The organism is Streptomyces sp. NPDC049040, assembly GCF_043197715.1.
GTDB lineage: Bacteria > Actinomycetota > Actinomycetes > Streptomycetales > Streptomycetaceae > Actinacidiphila.
This window is the reverse complement of sequence record NZ_JBICTO010000026.1, coordinates 52,072-66,047: the sequence shown is the minus strand read 5'-3', so window position 1 is coordinate 66,047 and position 13,976 is coordinate 52,072. Positions and strand designations below refer to the sequence as shown.

Below are 13,976 nucleotides of genomic sequence, written 5' to 3'. Positions count from 1 at the left end.
AGGGATCACGCCCTGCCCGCGGGCTCGGGCGGATCCGCAACAGAGACGACCAGGCCAGGCGGACCGGGGCCAAGTCGTCGGCGTCGGGCGATACCAGGGCCGCCGCAACCGGGCCACAGGCGGGGCATTCGCCGGGCACGAGGCCACTGACGACGTGGACAGCGCCCACCGCCGGGTGAACAATCTCCCTCGTGATTCAGTATCAGGATGGGGTTCCGCCCTCCCGGGCGTCCGACGCGGATCGCGAGCACGTCCTCGAACTGCTGCGTACGGCAACGGTCGAGGGACGGATGTCGCACGAGACCTTCCTCATCCGCATGGAGCGGGTGCTCGCCGCACGCGATCTCACGGAGCTGCGGTCCACGATCGAGGATCTACCCGGTGCAGAGATCGCCCCGCCCGCCTCGGCCGCTTCCCCCCGCGGCCTGCGGTGGTTCCTGCGGCGGGCGGTGGGCGCGCCGGCCGACCTCGCCACCCGCATCCGCCGCCGCCACCGGATCCGCCGTCTGCCCGTCCTCGCACTCCCGCAGGCCGGCACTCGATCACTGGTCATCGGCCGTAGCCCCGGCAGCGGTCTGCGGCTGTCCCACGAGTCGGTGTCCCGCTCGCACGCCGTCCTCACCACCGCCGTCGACGGCTGGTCCCTGCGCGACCTGAGCTCGCTGAACGGCACCCTCGTGAACGGCCGGCGGCTGATCGGCCAGGCACCCGTACGCCCCGGCGACTGGGTCACCTTCGGCAGGATGCACTTCCGGCTCGCCGCACCGTGAGGGGCGAGGCCGGGGCGGGGCGATCCGGTCAGTCGAGCGCGACGATCGCGCGGGCCACGGCTCCTGCTCCGTCCTCCTCCGCGAGCCGGTCGGCGGCTACTGCGGCATTCCGCGCCACCTCGGGGTCCTGAGTCGCCCGGATGAGTGCGTCGGCAAGGCGTGCGGAGGTCAGTTCGCGGTAGGGGATCGCGTCGGCGGCGACGCCGAGCTGCAGCAGGCGGGCCGCCCACCAGGGCTGGTCGGTCATGACGGGGACCGGTACGGCGGGCACCCCCGCCCGCAGGCCTGCCGCGGTGGTGCCGGCTCCCGCGTGGTGGACCACCGCGGCCGTACGCGGCATCAGCCAGCCGTGCGGCAGCGAGTCCACGGTGATCACGTCGTCGTCGACCACCGAGAGCCCGGCCCAGCCCGACTGGATGATCCCGCGCAGCCCTGCCTGCCGCAGCGCCTGCGCCGCGGACTCGCCGAGCTGCTGCGGGTCGCCCGGCATCATGCTGCCGAAGCCGATGAGCACCGGGGGCGGCCCCGCCGCCAGGAAGTCCGTGACCAGTGCGGGCGGTTGCCACGTGGGGCACTCGTGGGGCCACCAGTAGCCCGCCTCGTACAGGCCGGGTCGCCAGTCGGCCGGATGCGGTACGACCCAGGGGCTGTAGCCGTGCCAGATCGGCCACTGGCTGCGCTCCCGGTCGGCGCGCAGCCGGTGGCCGCCGCGGAGGGTGAGTCCGAGGCGGGCGTGCAGCCCTCGGTTCGCGGTGCGGTACGCGGTGTCCATCAGGGCGTTCGCCGCTCGCGCCCGCATGATGTTGGCGCGGCCTTCGGGCCGCCAGGCCAAGGTGCAGTGGGCGAACTCGGCTGTGGGCACGTCGGGTTGCAGGAAGACGCCCATGCTCGCGATGCCGTGGTACCGCGCGATGACCGAGCCGATGGGCGCAACGATGCTCGACAGCAGGAGCAGGTCGGCCTTCGGGTTCACCGCGGCGAGGATGCTGTCGGCCAGGGAGGCCATGCCCTCTTCCGCGGCCCGGACGAAGGAGCCCAGGGACCGGAGGGTGCGCAAGGGGTTCGACCCCCGGCCCGCGGCGTCCAGGGACGTCCGTGCGCCGATGAGCGCTTCGAAGGGGTCGGCTTCGAGCTCTCGCATGGCCAGGCCGCAACAGGTGACCATCTTCGCGAACTTGGCGTGGGTGACGAGCTCGACCTCGTGGCCTTCGGCCATGAGCCGGTGCGCGAGCCCGGTGTACGGGGCGACCGAGCCGGTCGTGCCCACGGTGATGACTTGGATCCGCATCGAGCGGTTCTCCTTCCAACCAGAACCGAGCGGTCGTGTGCCCGCTGCCGGCAATCGCTGCCGCTCGCGATGCGGGAGCGGATCGGGACCCGGGAGCGCCGCCGGTACTCCCCCTGACTGTCCAACCCTTACGTTACTTTGTGTATCCGAGCCAACACCCTTCGACACGAGGGCGGCAAGCGAGCACACCGGATGCCATCGGCAGGGCCCTCCGCCGGTCAGGGCGCCCCTCCGGCATCGACGCCGACGTCGGCACCGGCACCGGCACCGACACCGGCACCAAGGTGGCGCAGGGCCGAACGTGCCGCCTGGTGGCCGCACATGCCGTGCACCCCAGCGCCCGGCGGGGTGGCGGCGGAGCAGAGGAAGACCCCGGGTACACCCGTGCGGTAGGGGTCGGGCGCCAGGCGCGGGCGCAGCACCACCTGGAGCGGGGAGTTGGCCCCGGTGAGGATGTCCCCGCCGACGAAGTTCGGGTTGCCGCGGGCCAGTTCGGCGGTGGAGCCGGCGCTGACGGCGACCACCCGGTCCCGTACCCCGGGGGCGAACCGCTCGATCTGCCGCAGCACGGCTTCCGTGGCGTCCCCGTCGTAGCCGTGGGGCACATGCGCGTACGCGTCGACGGGATGGAGGTCGCCGTGCGACCGGCCGGGGTCGGCCAGATACTGCTGGGCGAGCAGGACGAAGGGCCGCTCGGGCATCGCGCCGCGTGCGATCTGCTCTTCGGAGTGCCGGATCTCCTCGAGGGTGCCGCCCAGGTGCACGGTTCCGGCGCTGCGGCAGTGCTCGGCGGTCCAGGGGACACCGCCCTCCACTGCCAGGTGGACGGTGAAGACGGCCGGCCCGTGCTGCCAGCGCCGGTAGGCGCGCCGCACCCGTGAGGGCAGCTGGTCGCCCAGCAGATCGGCCGCCGCGCCCGGCGCCAGGTCGAGCAGGAGCACGTCGTGCGGCGGCAGTTGGGCGAGGGAGGTGACGCGCACTCCGGTCTCGACGGTGCCGCCGAGGCTCCCGAGCAGCCCGGCCAGGGCATCGGTGACGGACCGGCTGCCGCCCCTGGCCACCGGCCAGCCCACGCTGTGCCCGGCGACGAGGTGGAACATCCCGACGGACGAACTCAGCGGCCGGTCGAGGCGCGTGAAGAGGTGAGCCGCGGCGCCCGCGAACAGCGCGCGGGCCTTGTCGGTGCGCCAGCGGCGGGCCAGGACGGTCGCCGGCAGGGCTGCGGGCAGGCCGAACCGCGCGTAGCGGATCGGGTGCCGCGGCAGGTGCGGGACGGGCGCCATGACCTCGGGCACGAGGGTGTCGAAATACCCGGCCAGCGGGCCGAACAGCCGCTGCCAGGCTGGTCCGTCGAGGCCGAGCCCGCCGGCCGTCCTGGACAGCGAACGCCACAGCACTGCCGCCTCGCCGGAGTCCAGCGGATGGGCCAGGTCGACGTCGGGCCAGGCCCACTCCAGGCCGTGCTCTTCCAGGGCGAGCGAGCGGAAGAACGGGGAGCCGACACCGGAGGGGTGCACGGCCGAGCAGTGATCGTGCAGCAGCCCAGGCAGCGTGAGTTCCGAGCTGCGGGTACCCCCGCCGATCTCGGCCCCGGCTTCGAGTACGGTCACCCGCACCCCGCTCCGGGCGAGAGTCACGGCGGCCGCCAGCCCGTTGGGTCCCGCGCCCACCACGACTGCGTCGGTCATGACCGTCCTCCCGCTGCCACCAGGCGGATCCGGGCCTGCCAGACCGACCCGTTCGCCACCGGCCCCGGGGTCCGTGCGGGCCGGAGCCCCCGCGGGCCCTCGGGGCCGTCAGCGTGTCAGCAGTCTGTCACCGCCGGTGCGCCGGCGCTCCGTTCACCGCGACGGCGGGCACCCCCCTCGCCGGCAGCGGTCCGACGTCAGGACCGACGGCGCCCCGGCCTCGACGACTGAGCCTGCGTCGACATTCCCGCTCCCGCTCCTCGTCGCGTTCGCGTTCCCGTTCACCCGCGGAGGCAACAGGCGCGAGCGGCGGTAAATCGGGTTGATCCCCCGCCTGCGGGCACGGCACGCTGCCCTCATGAGGGACGACTCCCCGTACGCGGAACCGGGCACGCTGCTCGGGCAGCTCCAGCGTGGCAGGGGCCTCGGTGCCCTTCGGGCATCGGCCGCCCCCGGCGCGGCCGACCTCGTCCACGCGTGCGTCATCGGCGACCACCGGTGGGACCGGACGACCGAGCAGCGCGACTCCTACCTGGCGCGGCTGATCCACCGGCTGGACCTGTCGCCGGCTCCCATCGAGAGCCACCTTTTCGGCAGTGGCGGCGACGGCGATGCCGAGGAGATCGAACTCGCACTGCACGTACTCGCACTGCTTCCGCTCACCGGGCGCTTCGACGCCGTTCCCGTCCTGCGCCGCTACGCCACGGAGGGCCGGCACTGGACCTCCGCGGTGGAGGCGATCGAGTGGACCGGGGTGCGGGAGATGCCGGGGATCTGGGCAGGACTCGACGCGGACGTCGTCGCCGCCCACAGCGACGAGGAGCTGGCCGCCGGTGTCGTCGGGGCCTGGGAGCCGTGGACCTCATGGGCGCGGACGCAGCCGCGCATCCGGCATGTCCTCGAGGCGGACGCGGCGAGGCGCACCCGTGACCTCGGCGGGAAGGCGGCAGGACGCGCCACCCCGCCTCGTCCCGGGCCCTCCCCCGACGACTGCACGGATACCGGCTCCTCGGTCCTGGTCGAACGGGTGAGGCAAGCCGGCGGGCCGGGACGCCGGCAGGCGCTGGTGGAACTCGGCAGCCGCGGCGAGCCCGTGCTCCTCGACCTCGCCGAGGACCCGGGCCTGCGCAATGCGGCGGGATGGGCGCCCGGGATGCCCCAGGCCCTGCGGCACCTGGGGAAGGCGGCCGTCCCCCGCGCACGCGCCTGGACGGCGAGTGGCGACACCACCTTGAACGCGCTCGGCGTCGGCGTCCTTGCCGGGTTCGGGGACCGGGACGACGGCCGCCACCTGCTGGAAGCGCTGACCGCGGCCGCCACCGCCGGCGACTGGTGCGCGATGGAGACTCCGGCCAGGGGCCTCGGGCGGCTCCGCGTCGCGGAGGCCACCGGAGCGCTGGTCGGCGCATGGGAGACGACCGTCCACTCCGCTGCCAGGGGAGCGGTTCTCCAAGGGCTGCTCGGCTGCGCGCCGGAAGCCGCCGAGGGCTTCGCGGTCGAAGCACTCGACGACTGCGAACCCGACGTCCAGCGGCAGGCGTGCGCGGTCGTCCCGGACACAGCGCGCGTCCGCGGCCGCCTGCGCTCGTTGGGTGACGACCCTCTGGCCCCTGAGGTCCACGATGCCGCGCGCCTGCGGCTCGACCGCTTCGCCGTGCCGGAGTCCGGGTGAACGCAAGGACGAAGGGACGCAAGGGACGCAAGGGACATCCAGCGTGCGGACCTTCGCCCGTGCAACGGGCCGACCGCCGCTCTCCGCGGCGGCCTTGCTCCTCATGACACGGTGATGGGGACACGGTCACACCACGGTAGCCACTTCATGCGAGGGCAGTAACAAAGCGGGCTTCGGGGTGAATCGACCGAGGACCGACCCGCAGACTCGCCTGTGTCGCTCAACACACAGGCCGGTCCTGGGGTCCGGTCTCGGGGGAAGAGGAACTCAGCATGGACTCGAAGGCGTTCAGAATCGGTTCGGTACGTCAGGGCGTGCGCGGCACCCTCAAGGGCGCGGCCGTGGCCGCCACCTTGCTGGCGGCCACGGCATGCCAGTCCTCGGGGGACGACGACAAGGTCGCCGCCCCGTCGGACACCCCGTCGGCCACGGCGACCGCGTCGAAGAGCGCCGCGCCGTCGAGCGCTGCCGGCGCCGGCAGCGCGACCGGCGGGAAGACCGGGGACACCGGCGAGACCGGCGGCGGCAACGGCACCGCCCACCAGGACTGCAAGGTCACCGACCTCAACACCGCCGTCGAGCTCCAGGACCCGTCCGGGCAGACCCCCCGCCACTTCCTGCTGACCGTCACCAATGGCACCAAGTCGCCGTGCGTCCTCAACGAGGCACCTCAGGTGCGGCTCGGGGCCGGCAACAACGCCCCGATCGTCGACACCCTCGGGGGGCAGGACACCGAGCCCGTCGTCGTCGACGGCGGCGGCAAGGCGTACGCGGGCCTCTACGTCTTCGGCAACGACGAGGGGGGCGAGGCGGAGTACGACCAGGCCGACCGCTTCACCGTCACCCTGGTCGCAGGGGAGGGCACGGAGCTCGGCGGCACCCTCGTCTTCGACCTGCCCAAGGGCCTCCACTCGGTCTCCTACGACGATGCGGCGCGGGTGAACGGCTGGGCCGGCACCGAGGGCCTGGCCATGCGCGCGATCAACGAGCTCTGACCGCCGGGCTCCCGCCGGTTCGCAGGACGGGAGGCCCGGAACCCGCACGGCCGTGGCCGGGTTCCGGGCCTCCCGCGGAGCGCGAGCGCCTACGCCTACGCCTACGCCAGGGCGAACTTCTGGGCGCCGGAGCCGTTGCAGTCCCAGATCTGCAGCCGCGTGCCGTTCGCGGTGGCACCCGACGGCGAGTCGACGCACCGGCCTGTGGTCGGGTTGGACAGCGAACCGTCGGCGTTGGCGACCCAGTTCTGGTAGCCCCCGCCGTTGCAGGTGGCGAGCTGGAGCTTGGTACCGGACGCGTTGACGCCGCCGGCGATGTCCAGGCACTTGCCCAGCGTGCGCAAAGTCTGGCCGCTCCAGGACCACTTCTGGTCGAGCGAGGTCGCCTGCTGGCAGTCCCACAGCTGGACCGCCGTACCGTCACCGCCGATGTCGTCACCCGCCACGTCCACGCACTTGCCGCCAGGACCGTAGATCGGGGCGCCGATGGCGAACTTCTGGGCGCCCGAGCCGTTGCAGTCCCAGATCTGCAGCCGGGTGCCGTTCGCGGTGGCACCCGACGGCGAGTCGACGCACCGGCCGCTTGCCGGGTTCCGCAGCGAGCCGTCGGTCTGCCGCACCCATGACTGGTAGCCGCCGCTGTTGCACGTGGCGAGCTGCAGCTGGGTACCCGCTGCGCTGTTGCCGCCCGCGATGTCCAGGCACTTGCCGAGGGTCTGCAGGGTCTGGCCGCTCCAGGTCCAGTGCTGGTCCTTGGCCGCCGACTGGCAGTCCCACAGCTGGACCGCCGTGCCGTCGCCGCCGGTGTCGTCGCCGGCCACGTCCACGCACTTGCCGCCGGGACCGGTGATCGTCTGGCCGCTCACCGAACCGCCACCACCGCCGCCACCGGAGCCGGGCCCCTTGTTGTACACGGCCACCGAGTCGATGACGAGTCTGCCGCCGGAGACCGTGGCCGCGTTCGGGCCGCCGCCGAAGGCGTCGGGGAATCCGCCGCCGATCGCCAGGTCGTAGATGATGAAGAACGGGTGGTCGATCGCGTCGGACCAGGTCGTCGCGTCCACCTGGTTGGCGTTGACGGTGAAGAAGTTGTTCCCGTCGAGGTAGAAGCGGATCTGCTCAGGTGACACGGAGCGGTCGATCTCGGCCGCGTAGTCGTGGAAGCCGGTCTGGCAGCCCGGGCAGGCGCGCTCCCCCGAGCCGATGCCGGTCGACTCGTTGCAGGGCCCGCCGGGGCTCACTCCGCAGTGGATGGTGCTGAAGTCGGAGCTGCGGCCGTTGATGTCCTCCATGATGTCGATCTCGCCGGACTTCGGCCAGGTCACACCGGAGCGCAGCGGCGCACCGAGCATCCAGAACGCCGGCCAGTAGCCCGCCCCGTTGGCGGTGCTGACGTTGGGCTGCTGGAGGACGGACTCGATGCGTACGACTCCGCCCGCCGGGGCGCCGAAGGTCGCGGCCTGGGTCTCCACGCGCCCGGAGGTCCAACCGCCGCGCGGGTCGGAACCCGAGTGCTGGGCCTGGAGCACCAGGTGCCCTTGGCCGTCGTAGTAGACGTTCGACGTGCTGCTGGTCATGGTCTCGATCTCACCGGTGCCGAAGTTGCTGCCCGGCCCGGTGTCGTACTTCCACAGGCCCTGGTCGATGCCGGTGCCGGACGCGCCGTTGAAGTCGTCGCTCCAGGTGAGCGAGAAACCCGACGGTGTGGGGGGCACCGCCGCCTCCGCGTTCAGCGTCGCGGTGACGGTGGCGGCCACCGTCACCGCGACGACGGGCACCAGATGGAGCGCTCTCAACCATCCGCGGCGCCGTGCTCCTGCAGATTTCCAGCGCATACGTCTGACCTCCGGGAAAGGACGTGAAGTGGCGTGGCGCTGCGCAGCCTGCGGCGGGATGCCGCAGGGCGCATGGTGCTGACGTACGTCAGGCCGCCCCACCGGGCAGGCGCCGTGAACATGTCATGTACACAGCTTGTCGATCAGCCCGGCATCCGGCAAGACGGCCGCGGCGTTCACTCTCCCGAAGGGCCCGCACACCTGCACACCGGTCCCGGGCAGGGGCGCCGAGCGGCATGCCGATCAGGCAGGGCCGAGCGGCCGGTCCGCGCCCGAGGCAGCGGATCTCAGGTCGTCCACCGCGATCCGTGCCGCCCGGCCGATCGCGCTGTCGACCGCCGCCTGCCCGGGAGCGAGCCCGGCCGTCTCGGCGAAGACCGCCACCGCGTACTCCCCGCCATCCGGATACCGCACGACGCCGGCCTCGATGTGCCGCCCCGGCAGCGTCCCGGTCTTGGCCGAGACCAGCACCCCGTCGGGAAAGCCGGATGCCAGGCGGTGGCGGAACGCCTGCCGGGCCATCAGGTCCCGCACCCACGCGCACGCGGCCGCCGGCCCGGCGCGGTCCTGCCAGATGAGCCGCAGCAGGAGCGTGACGTCGCGGGCCGTACCCGAGGTGGTGCGCTCCGGGTCCAACGCCCTGAAGCCTCTGATCCGTTGCGGGTCCAGGCCCGGGTACGACGCCGCGAACTCCGCCTCGTCCCGCGCTCCCGCGTCCTCGAACATCGACCGCAGCAGCTCGCGCGGCCCGCCCACCACACGCGTCCGGTCCAGGCCGAGTTCGGCGGCCAGCAGCCGCACCGTGTCCACACCGATGCGGCGCATCAGCGCGTCCGCGGCCGAGTTGTCGCTCACGGACATCGTGAAGTACGCCAGGTCGCGGAGCGACATCTCCACGTCGTCGGCGCACCCGGCGGTCCCCCAACCGCCCAGGCGGTCGGCCGCCGACAGGAGCACCCGTTCACGCGGATCGATCTGGCCCGCCGCGGCCTGCCGGGCGAACTCCAGCACCAGCAGGATCTTGAACACCGAGGCCAGGACGACCTGTTCATCGGCGGCCACCGAGATCTCCCGCCCGCTGCACACATCGACGGCATGCAGCCGGACCGTCGCCTCGACGTCGGTGAACAGTCGGGCGATGCGTTCCTCGGTCGTTTTCCGCACCCCTGGATGATCACATAAGCTCGCCGGGTGGACCTCCTCCGCCACCTGCGCCTGTTCATCGTCGTCGCCGAGGAACTGCACTTCAGCCGCGCCGCCGACGTCATCGGCATGGCCCAGCCCCCGCTGAGTCAATCCATCCGCCGGCTGGAGAAGGACCTGGGTGCGGAGCTCTTCGACCGCTCACAGCGCCAGGTGCGGCTGACACCCGCGGGCACGCTGCTGCTCGACGAGGCCAGAAGGCTCCTCGCGGACGAGACGCGGCTGCGGACGGCCATGGCCGGCGCCGGCGCGGGCAGGGCGGGCACCCTGCGGGTGGGTGTTCCCCCGCAGACGTCCGCCGCCGCGCTGCACGCCCTCTTCACCGCGTGCGCAGGCGAACTGCCCGGCATGCGCCTCGATTTCCAGGAGAAGGAAGGGGCCGAACAGCCAGGGCTGCTCCGCTCGGGCGACCTGGACGTCGGACTGCTGCACCACCCGCTGAACGACGCGGACGGCCTCACCGAGGGTCCGGCGGCCGAGATCGAGCTGGGTGTCGTGCTGCACCGGGCTTCGGCGCCCGCGCTGGGCCCGGAAGTCGACCTGGCGGAGCTGTCGGGCCACGACCTGGTCATGTTCCCCCGCCCGGCGGCCCCCGGCTGGTACGACGAGATCCTCAGGACATGCCGCACCGCCGGATACACTCCCGCAGCCATCCGGCACGCTGGCACCGCCGAGTTCCTCCTCGGCCTGGTCGCGTCGGGCCACGGGGTGGCCTTCGACGACGGGCGCACCGCGGCCAAGGAGCCGCGGACCGCCTGGCGGCCGCTGGCCGGCCGCCCGCTGGTCCTGCGGATGTCCGCCGTCTGGCCCCGCGGGTCGGAACACCCGGCCGCGCAAGCCTTCGCCCGCACCGCAGCGCGCGCCATCACCAGTGGCGGCGGCGCCCCGCACCGCCGGCCCGCGCTCGAAGCAGCCGGCGAGCCGCGGCCCTGGTCGGTGGTCTTCGACGGCAGCCGTCCTTAGGGCCTGCCGAGGCGTCGCCACATCGCGGTGGAGTCCGAACCCGCGTCGTGCAGCGCAGCGATGGCAGCCCCGGGACGCCCGGTCCTGGTCGGGCGCGCTCACTCCGGGTCGGTGAAGACCGCAAGCGCGGCCTCACGGACGTCCGGCTGCGGATGGCGGCGCAGGCCGTGGAGAACCTCGCGCCAGGCGGCGGGCCAGCCGAGCCTGGCAGCCGCCGCGGTCAGTGCGACGGCGAACAGGCCCGGTGCGAGGGCGTCGCCTGCGGCCAGCCGTCGGGCGGCCGCAAGGATGTGCTCGGGGTCCTTCCGCCGTCCTTCGCAGTACCTGCGCAGCGATTCCGCGGTGGTCACCGCGAGCGCGGGACGATCCGCGACGAGATCGGCCAGCTCGGCCATGCGATCGCCGAGGTCGGGTGCGTCCATCTCGAGCACGGTGACCAGTCGGCGGGTGGCCTCGGGGAGCAGCACGGGTTCCGTCAGCAGCAGCGAGGCGACCTCGCGGCTCGTGGAAAGCAGGGCTCCCGGCGGGGCGTCCGGGCTCCAGTAGTACGAGCCGGTGAGCTCGGCGATCCGCTGCCGGGCCGGCTGGTCGCGGCCGGGAAGTGCCGGCTCCCCCGCTCGCAGGGTCCCGATGAGCGCGGTCAGGGCGTCCGCCAGGACGCTGCCCGGCGCACAGCCGCCGACCGGGTGCGGGGCGTCCGACAGCGCCATCCCGGCCAGCAGCCTGGCCGCCTCCTTCCAGCGCTCCCGCTCGGCCAGATCGGTCACCACGCGGGCGAGTGCCCGCACCGCTTCGGGCGCGTAGCGGCCCCACTCGACGAGCTGCCCTCGCGCGACCATCGCCATGAGGGAGTCGTCGCCGAGTGCCACTCGGAACATCAGACCGGCGAGCGCGGGACGCTGCTGCACGGGTACCTCGTGCGCGCGCAGGTGCTCCATGAACACCGTCCGCAGCCTGGGCGGTCCGCCGGCCGCGTCGGTGAGCACGTCCCACATCGGCAGGTCGGCGATCCGCCGGCTGATGGCCGCCAGTACTACGGCGCGAACGTCCTCGTGCTGTCCCGGGACGGCGTACGCCGCACGCAGCAGGTCGGTGGCGTCGGCGAGGGCCAGGTGCTCGGCGGCGAGCCGGACGGCCTGCTTGCGGCTGGTCACCTTCGTCCCAGGACCGACCGCGATCCGCCGCAGCTCCGCGCGGAGTTCGTCGCTCCTCGCGAACCGGGCCGCGCGGCCGGCCGCATACAGGGCGACCCGGGCCCTGTCGTCGGCGGCGTGCGAGAGCAGCTCGGGCAGTGCTGCCGCAGGACGCTCGGTCCAGGGCAGCGCGCCCAGCGCGGCCTCGGCGAGGACGACTTCCGCGCAGTCCGTGTGGCGGCGCAGCAGGGCCTCGCCGAAGCCGGGGATGCGGGCCGCGGACCGTAGCGCGGCAGCCCGCTCGTCCAGGGACCGCGCCGAATCGCCGACCGTACGGGCCAGTTGTTCGGCGGCCGCCTGCTGCTGCGCGGGAAGCCAGCGGTCGGCGGCGGCGAGGTCGGCGGCGGTCAGTGGGGTGGCGAGCAGAGGGCCGAGCAGATCGGTGCGTACCCGGGTCAGTACGGCCCGCACCGGGGCCAGTCCGATGGCCGAAGGCCGCAGCGCGAGCAGCGTGACGACGCGTTCCGGGCTGGTGGCGGAGTCACGCAGCAGCACTGCGGCCGCGCGCGCGACGGCGCTGTCGCTGCCCGAGTGCAGGACGCGCTCGAGGAGTTCCACGAGGGCGGGGGTCCGCACGGCCGGAGCGCGGAGCGTCTCGGCCAGCGCGAGCAGCAGTGCGGCGTCCCGGGACCGCGCCGAGCGCTCCAGGGCGGCCCGCAGCTCGTCCACCGCCGCCCCTTCGCTCCTGGGGTCGAGGGTCAGACCCTCGCCGCCGGTCCTCTCGACGGTGCGGACGGCCCAGCCGAGCAGTTCCCGGGCCGTGCCTCCCGCGAACTCGCCGAGGACCGCCCCGGCGAGGCGGACGATCGCGGCGCGCGTGCCCGCGGAGCAGTCACGTGCCGCCAGTGCGTCATCGGTGAGCCGCTCCAGCGATCCGGCGGTGCCCTCGCCGAAGCGCCCGGGCGGCACCTCGGCCACCGCATCGAGTGCTTCCCGACGGACCGGATCCTGTTCGTTGCGCAGCCGGGCGAGCAGTTCGAGCACCTCGGGCAGGGCGGCCGGTTCCCCGGAGAGTTCGGCCTGCCGGACCAGGGATTCCCATGCCCAGCCGCGTTCCCAGGAGTCGGCCGCGCGGGTCTCGTCGAGCAGCTTCTGCCGCGCCTCGGCGACCGGCAGCAGGATGAGCGGGCCGGTGTCCTGGCTGTCGGCCGCGAGCCGGGCGCGCGCCCGCACGTGCCGCTCGGGCAGGGGCAGCGCGGCGAGCACATCGACGGAATACCACGAGCGGTCCAGGCCGGGAATCGCCGCCACCTCGTCGTGGAAGGCGGCCCGCCGGCCCGGGGGCATCTGCCGCAGCAGCGCCAGGTGGTCCTTGTGGTCACGGCGCGCGAGCGCGGCGAGGCCGTCCGGCCGGGCGGCCGCCAGCAGGCGCACCAGGTCCGCCCGCAGCGGCGGCTCGTAGCGGCGCCGGTCGATCGCGAGTATCAAGCGGACGGTCCGCTCGGCGGAGACCGCGGCGAGGTCGGCGAGCCTGTCGGTCAGCGGCCCGGGGAGGGATCTCACGGGGTGGCGCTCCAGCAGCTCGAGCACCCGGGCCGGTTCGCTGACGGCGCCTGCCGCGATGCCGCGGGCGTTGTCCTTCCAGAAGGTCTGCCGCGCGGCGTACGGCAGGTCGGCGAGCCTGCGCTCGGCCACGTCCAGCACGGCGACCGGGTGGCGGCGTCCGAGCGAGGCGGAGAGGGTGATCGCGTGTGCCAGCTCCGGCAGTTCGGCGGCGACGACGTCGGCCGAGCAGACCGGGAGCAGCCGGGACGCCTCAGCGGCGCCCCAGCGGTCGCGGACGGCGGGCACCAGCCGCTCGGCCACCGCTGAACGCCCGGCGCGCAGGATGGCGCGGGCCAACTCGTCGCGGACGGCCTTCGAGGCGTCGAGCATCGTGGACTCGATGACGTCGTCGGGGAAGGCGAGGTCCTGGATCGCCCGGTGCGCGTAGCGGCGCACCACCGGGTCCTGGTCGTCGATCCGGTCGATCAGATGGCGTGCCTGCCGCCCGGCGGACGCGGCAAGTGCGGCGAGCCTGCGCTCGTACACGCCACGGCCGTCCCACTCGGCGAGCAGGTCCAGCAGGTCGGATGTCGCGAGGGCGGCGGCGGTGCGGGCCACCTCGCGCAGCCGGAGCGAATGGGGCAGTGGTTCGACAGCGGCGAGCAGCCGGTCGGCGATCAGCTGGGGCATCGGCGGTCATTGTGCCCTCGCGCATGAGGGGCAGGCACCTGGTTTTCTCGCGGCGGTGCGCGCCGGTCGTGCGGGGTCGTCGCGCCGGGCGCTGCCGTGTCGGCTGCGCCTCCCTGCCGCTCGGCGCGACGACCCCGGCGGCGGCGCGGGCGGCGATCTCCGGTCGCGTGTCAGAGACGGCCCGCCTGTCTCGT

At 73.7% G+C, this 13,976-nt stretch carries 9 protein-coding genes; 4 read left to right on the top strand and 5 right to left on the bottom strand.

Annotated features, from left to right (window positions below; all coding sequences use genetic code 11):
- Window positions 1-191: 191 nt before the first annotated feature.
- Window positions 192-770, top strand: coding sequence for a DUF1707 and FHA domain-containing protein (locus ACGFMP_RS34595; RefSeq protein WP_393677671.1), 579 nt, complete (start codon window positions 192-194; stop codon window positions 768-770).
- 28 nt (window positions 771-798) lie between these two features.
- Here the strand turns inward: ACGFMP_RS34595 and ACGFMP_RS34590 are convergent, their stop codons facing one another.
- Both ACGFMP_RS34590 and ACGFMP_RS34585 read right to left on the bottom strand, forming a co-directional pair.
- Window positions 799-2,058 (bottom strand): glycosyltransferase, encoded by a 1,260-nt coding sequence (locus tag ACGFMP_RS34590; RefSeq protein WP_393677670.1) that lies wholly within the window; start codon window positions 2,056-2,058, stop codon window positions 799-801.
- Window positions 2,059-2,276: 218 nt separating this feature from the next.
- Window positions 2,277-3,746, bottom strand: a complete 1,470-nt coding sequence (locus tag ACGFMP_RS34585) for a phytoene desaturase family protein (protein WP_393677669.1) — start codon at window positions 3,744-3,746, stop codon at window positions 2,277-2,279.
- Between the two features lie 358 nt (window positions 3,747-4,104).
- On the opposite strand from ACGFMP_RS34585, the gene ACGFMP_RS34580 reads away from it, so the two are divergent.
- Together ACGFMP_RS34580 and ACGFMP_RS34575 are read left to right on the top strand one after the other, a co-directional pair.
- Window positions 4,105-5,418, top strand: a complete 1,314-nt coding sequence (locus ACGFMP_RS34580; RefSeq protein WP_393677668.1) for a hypothetical protein — start codon at window positions 4,105-4,107, stop codon at window positions 5,416-5,418.
- 272 nt (window positions 5,419-5,690) lie between these two features.
- Window positions 5,691-6,413, top strand: a complete 723-nt coding sequence (locus ACGFMP_RS34575; protein WP_393677666.1) for a DUF4232 domain-containing protein — start codon at window positions 5,691-5,693, stop codon at window positions 6,411-6,413.
- 101 nt (window positions 6,414-6,514) lie between these two features.
- Here the strand turns inward: ACGFMP_RS34575 and ACGFMP_RS34570 are convergent, their stop codons facing one another.
- Complete coding sequence (locus tag ACGFMP_RS34570) at window positions 6,515-8,209, bottom strand: ricin-type beta-trefoil lectin domain protein (RefSeq protein ID WP_393677664.1); 1,695 nt, start codon at window positions 8,207-8,209, stop codon at window positions 6,515-6,517.
- A 282-nt stretch (window positions 8,210-8,491) separates the two neighbouring features.
- The gene (locus tag ACGFMP_RS34565) at window positions 8,492-9,412 is read right to left on the bottom strand and encodes a serine hydrolase (RefSeq protein WP_393677663.1); all 921 of its coding nucleotides are present in this window, start codon (window positions 9,410-9,412) and stop codon (window positions 8,492-8,494) included.
- 27 nt (window positions 9,413-9,439) lie between these two features.
- Here ACGFMP_RS34565 and ACGFMP_RS34560 point away from each other — a divergent pair, with 27 nt between their 5' ends.
- Window positions 9,440-10,414: a LysR family transcriptional regulator gene (locus ACGFMP_RS34560; protein ID WP_393677661.1), complete on the top strand. Its 975-nt coding sequence runs from the start codon at window positions 9,440-9,442 to the stop codon at window positions 10,412-10,414.
- A gap of 98 nt (window positions 10,415-10,512) precedes the next feature.
- Here the strand turns inward: ACGFMP_RS34560 and ACGFMP_RS34555 are convergent, their stop codons facing one another.
- Window positions 10,513-13,782, bottom strand: coding sequence for a hypothetical protein (locus ACGFMP_RS34555; RefSeq protein WP_393677660.1), 3,270 nt, complete (start codon window positions 13,780-13,782; stop codon window positions 10,513-10,515).
- Between the last annotated feature and the right edge of the window lie 194 nt (window positions 13,783-13,976).

What these genes read in the sequence shown, in the direction of transcription:
- ACGFMP_RS34590 (WP_393677670.1), bottom strand. Translation starts at nt 2,058, where the DNA reads ATGCGGATCCAAGTCATCACCGTGGGCACGACCGGCTCGGTCGCCCCG.
- ACGFMP_RS34585 (WP_393677669.1), bottom strand. Translation starts at nt 3,746, where the DNA reads ATGACCGACGCAGTCGTGGTGGGCGCGGGACCCAACGGGCTGGCGGCC.
- ACGFMP_RS34580 (WP_393677668.1), top strand. Translation starts at nt 4,105, where the DNA reads ATGAGGGACGACTCCCCGTACGCGGAACCGGGCACGCTGCTCGGGCAG.
- ACGFMP_RS34575 (WP_393677666.1), top strand. Translation starts at nt 5,691, where the DNA reads ATGGACTCGAAGGCGTTCAGAATCGGTTCGGTACGTCAGGGCGTGCGC.
- ACGFMP_RS34555 (WP_393677660.1), bottom strand. Translation starts at nt 13,782, where the DNA reads ATGCCCCAGCTGATCGCCGACCGGCTGCTCGCCGCTGTCGAACCACTG.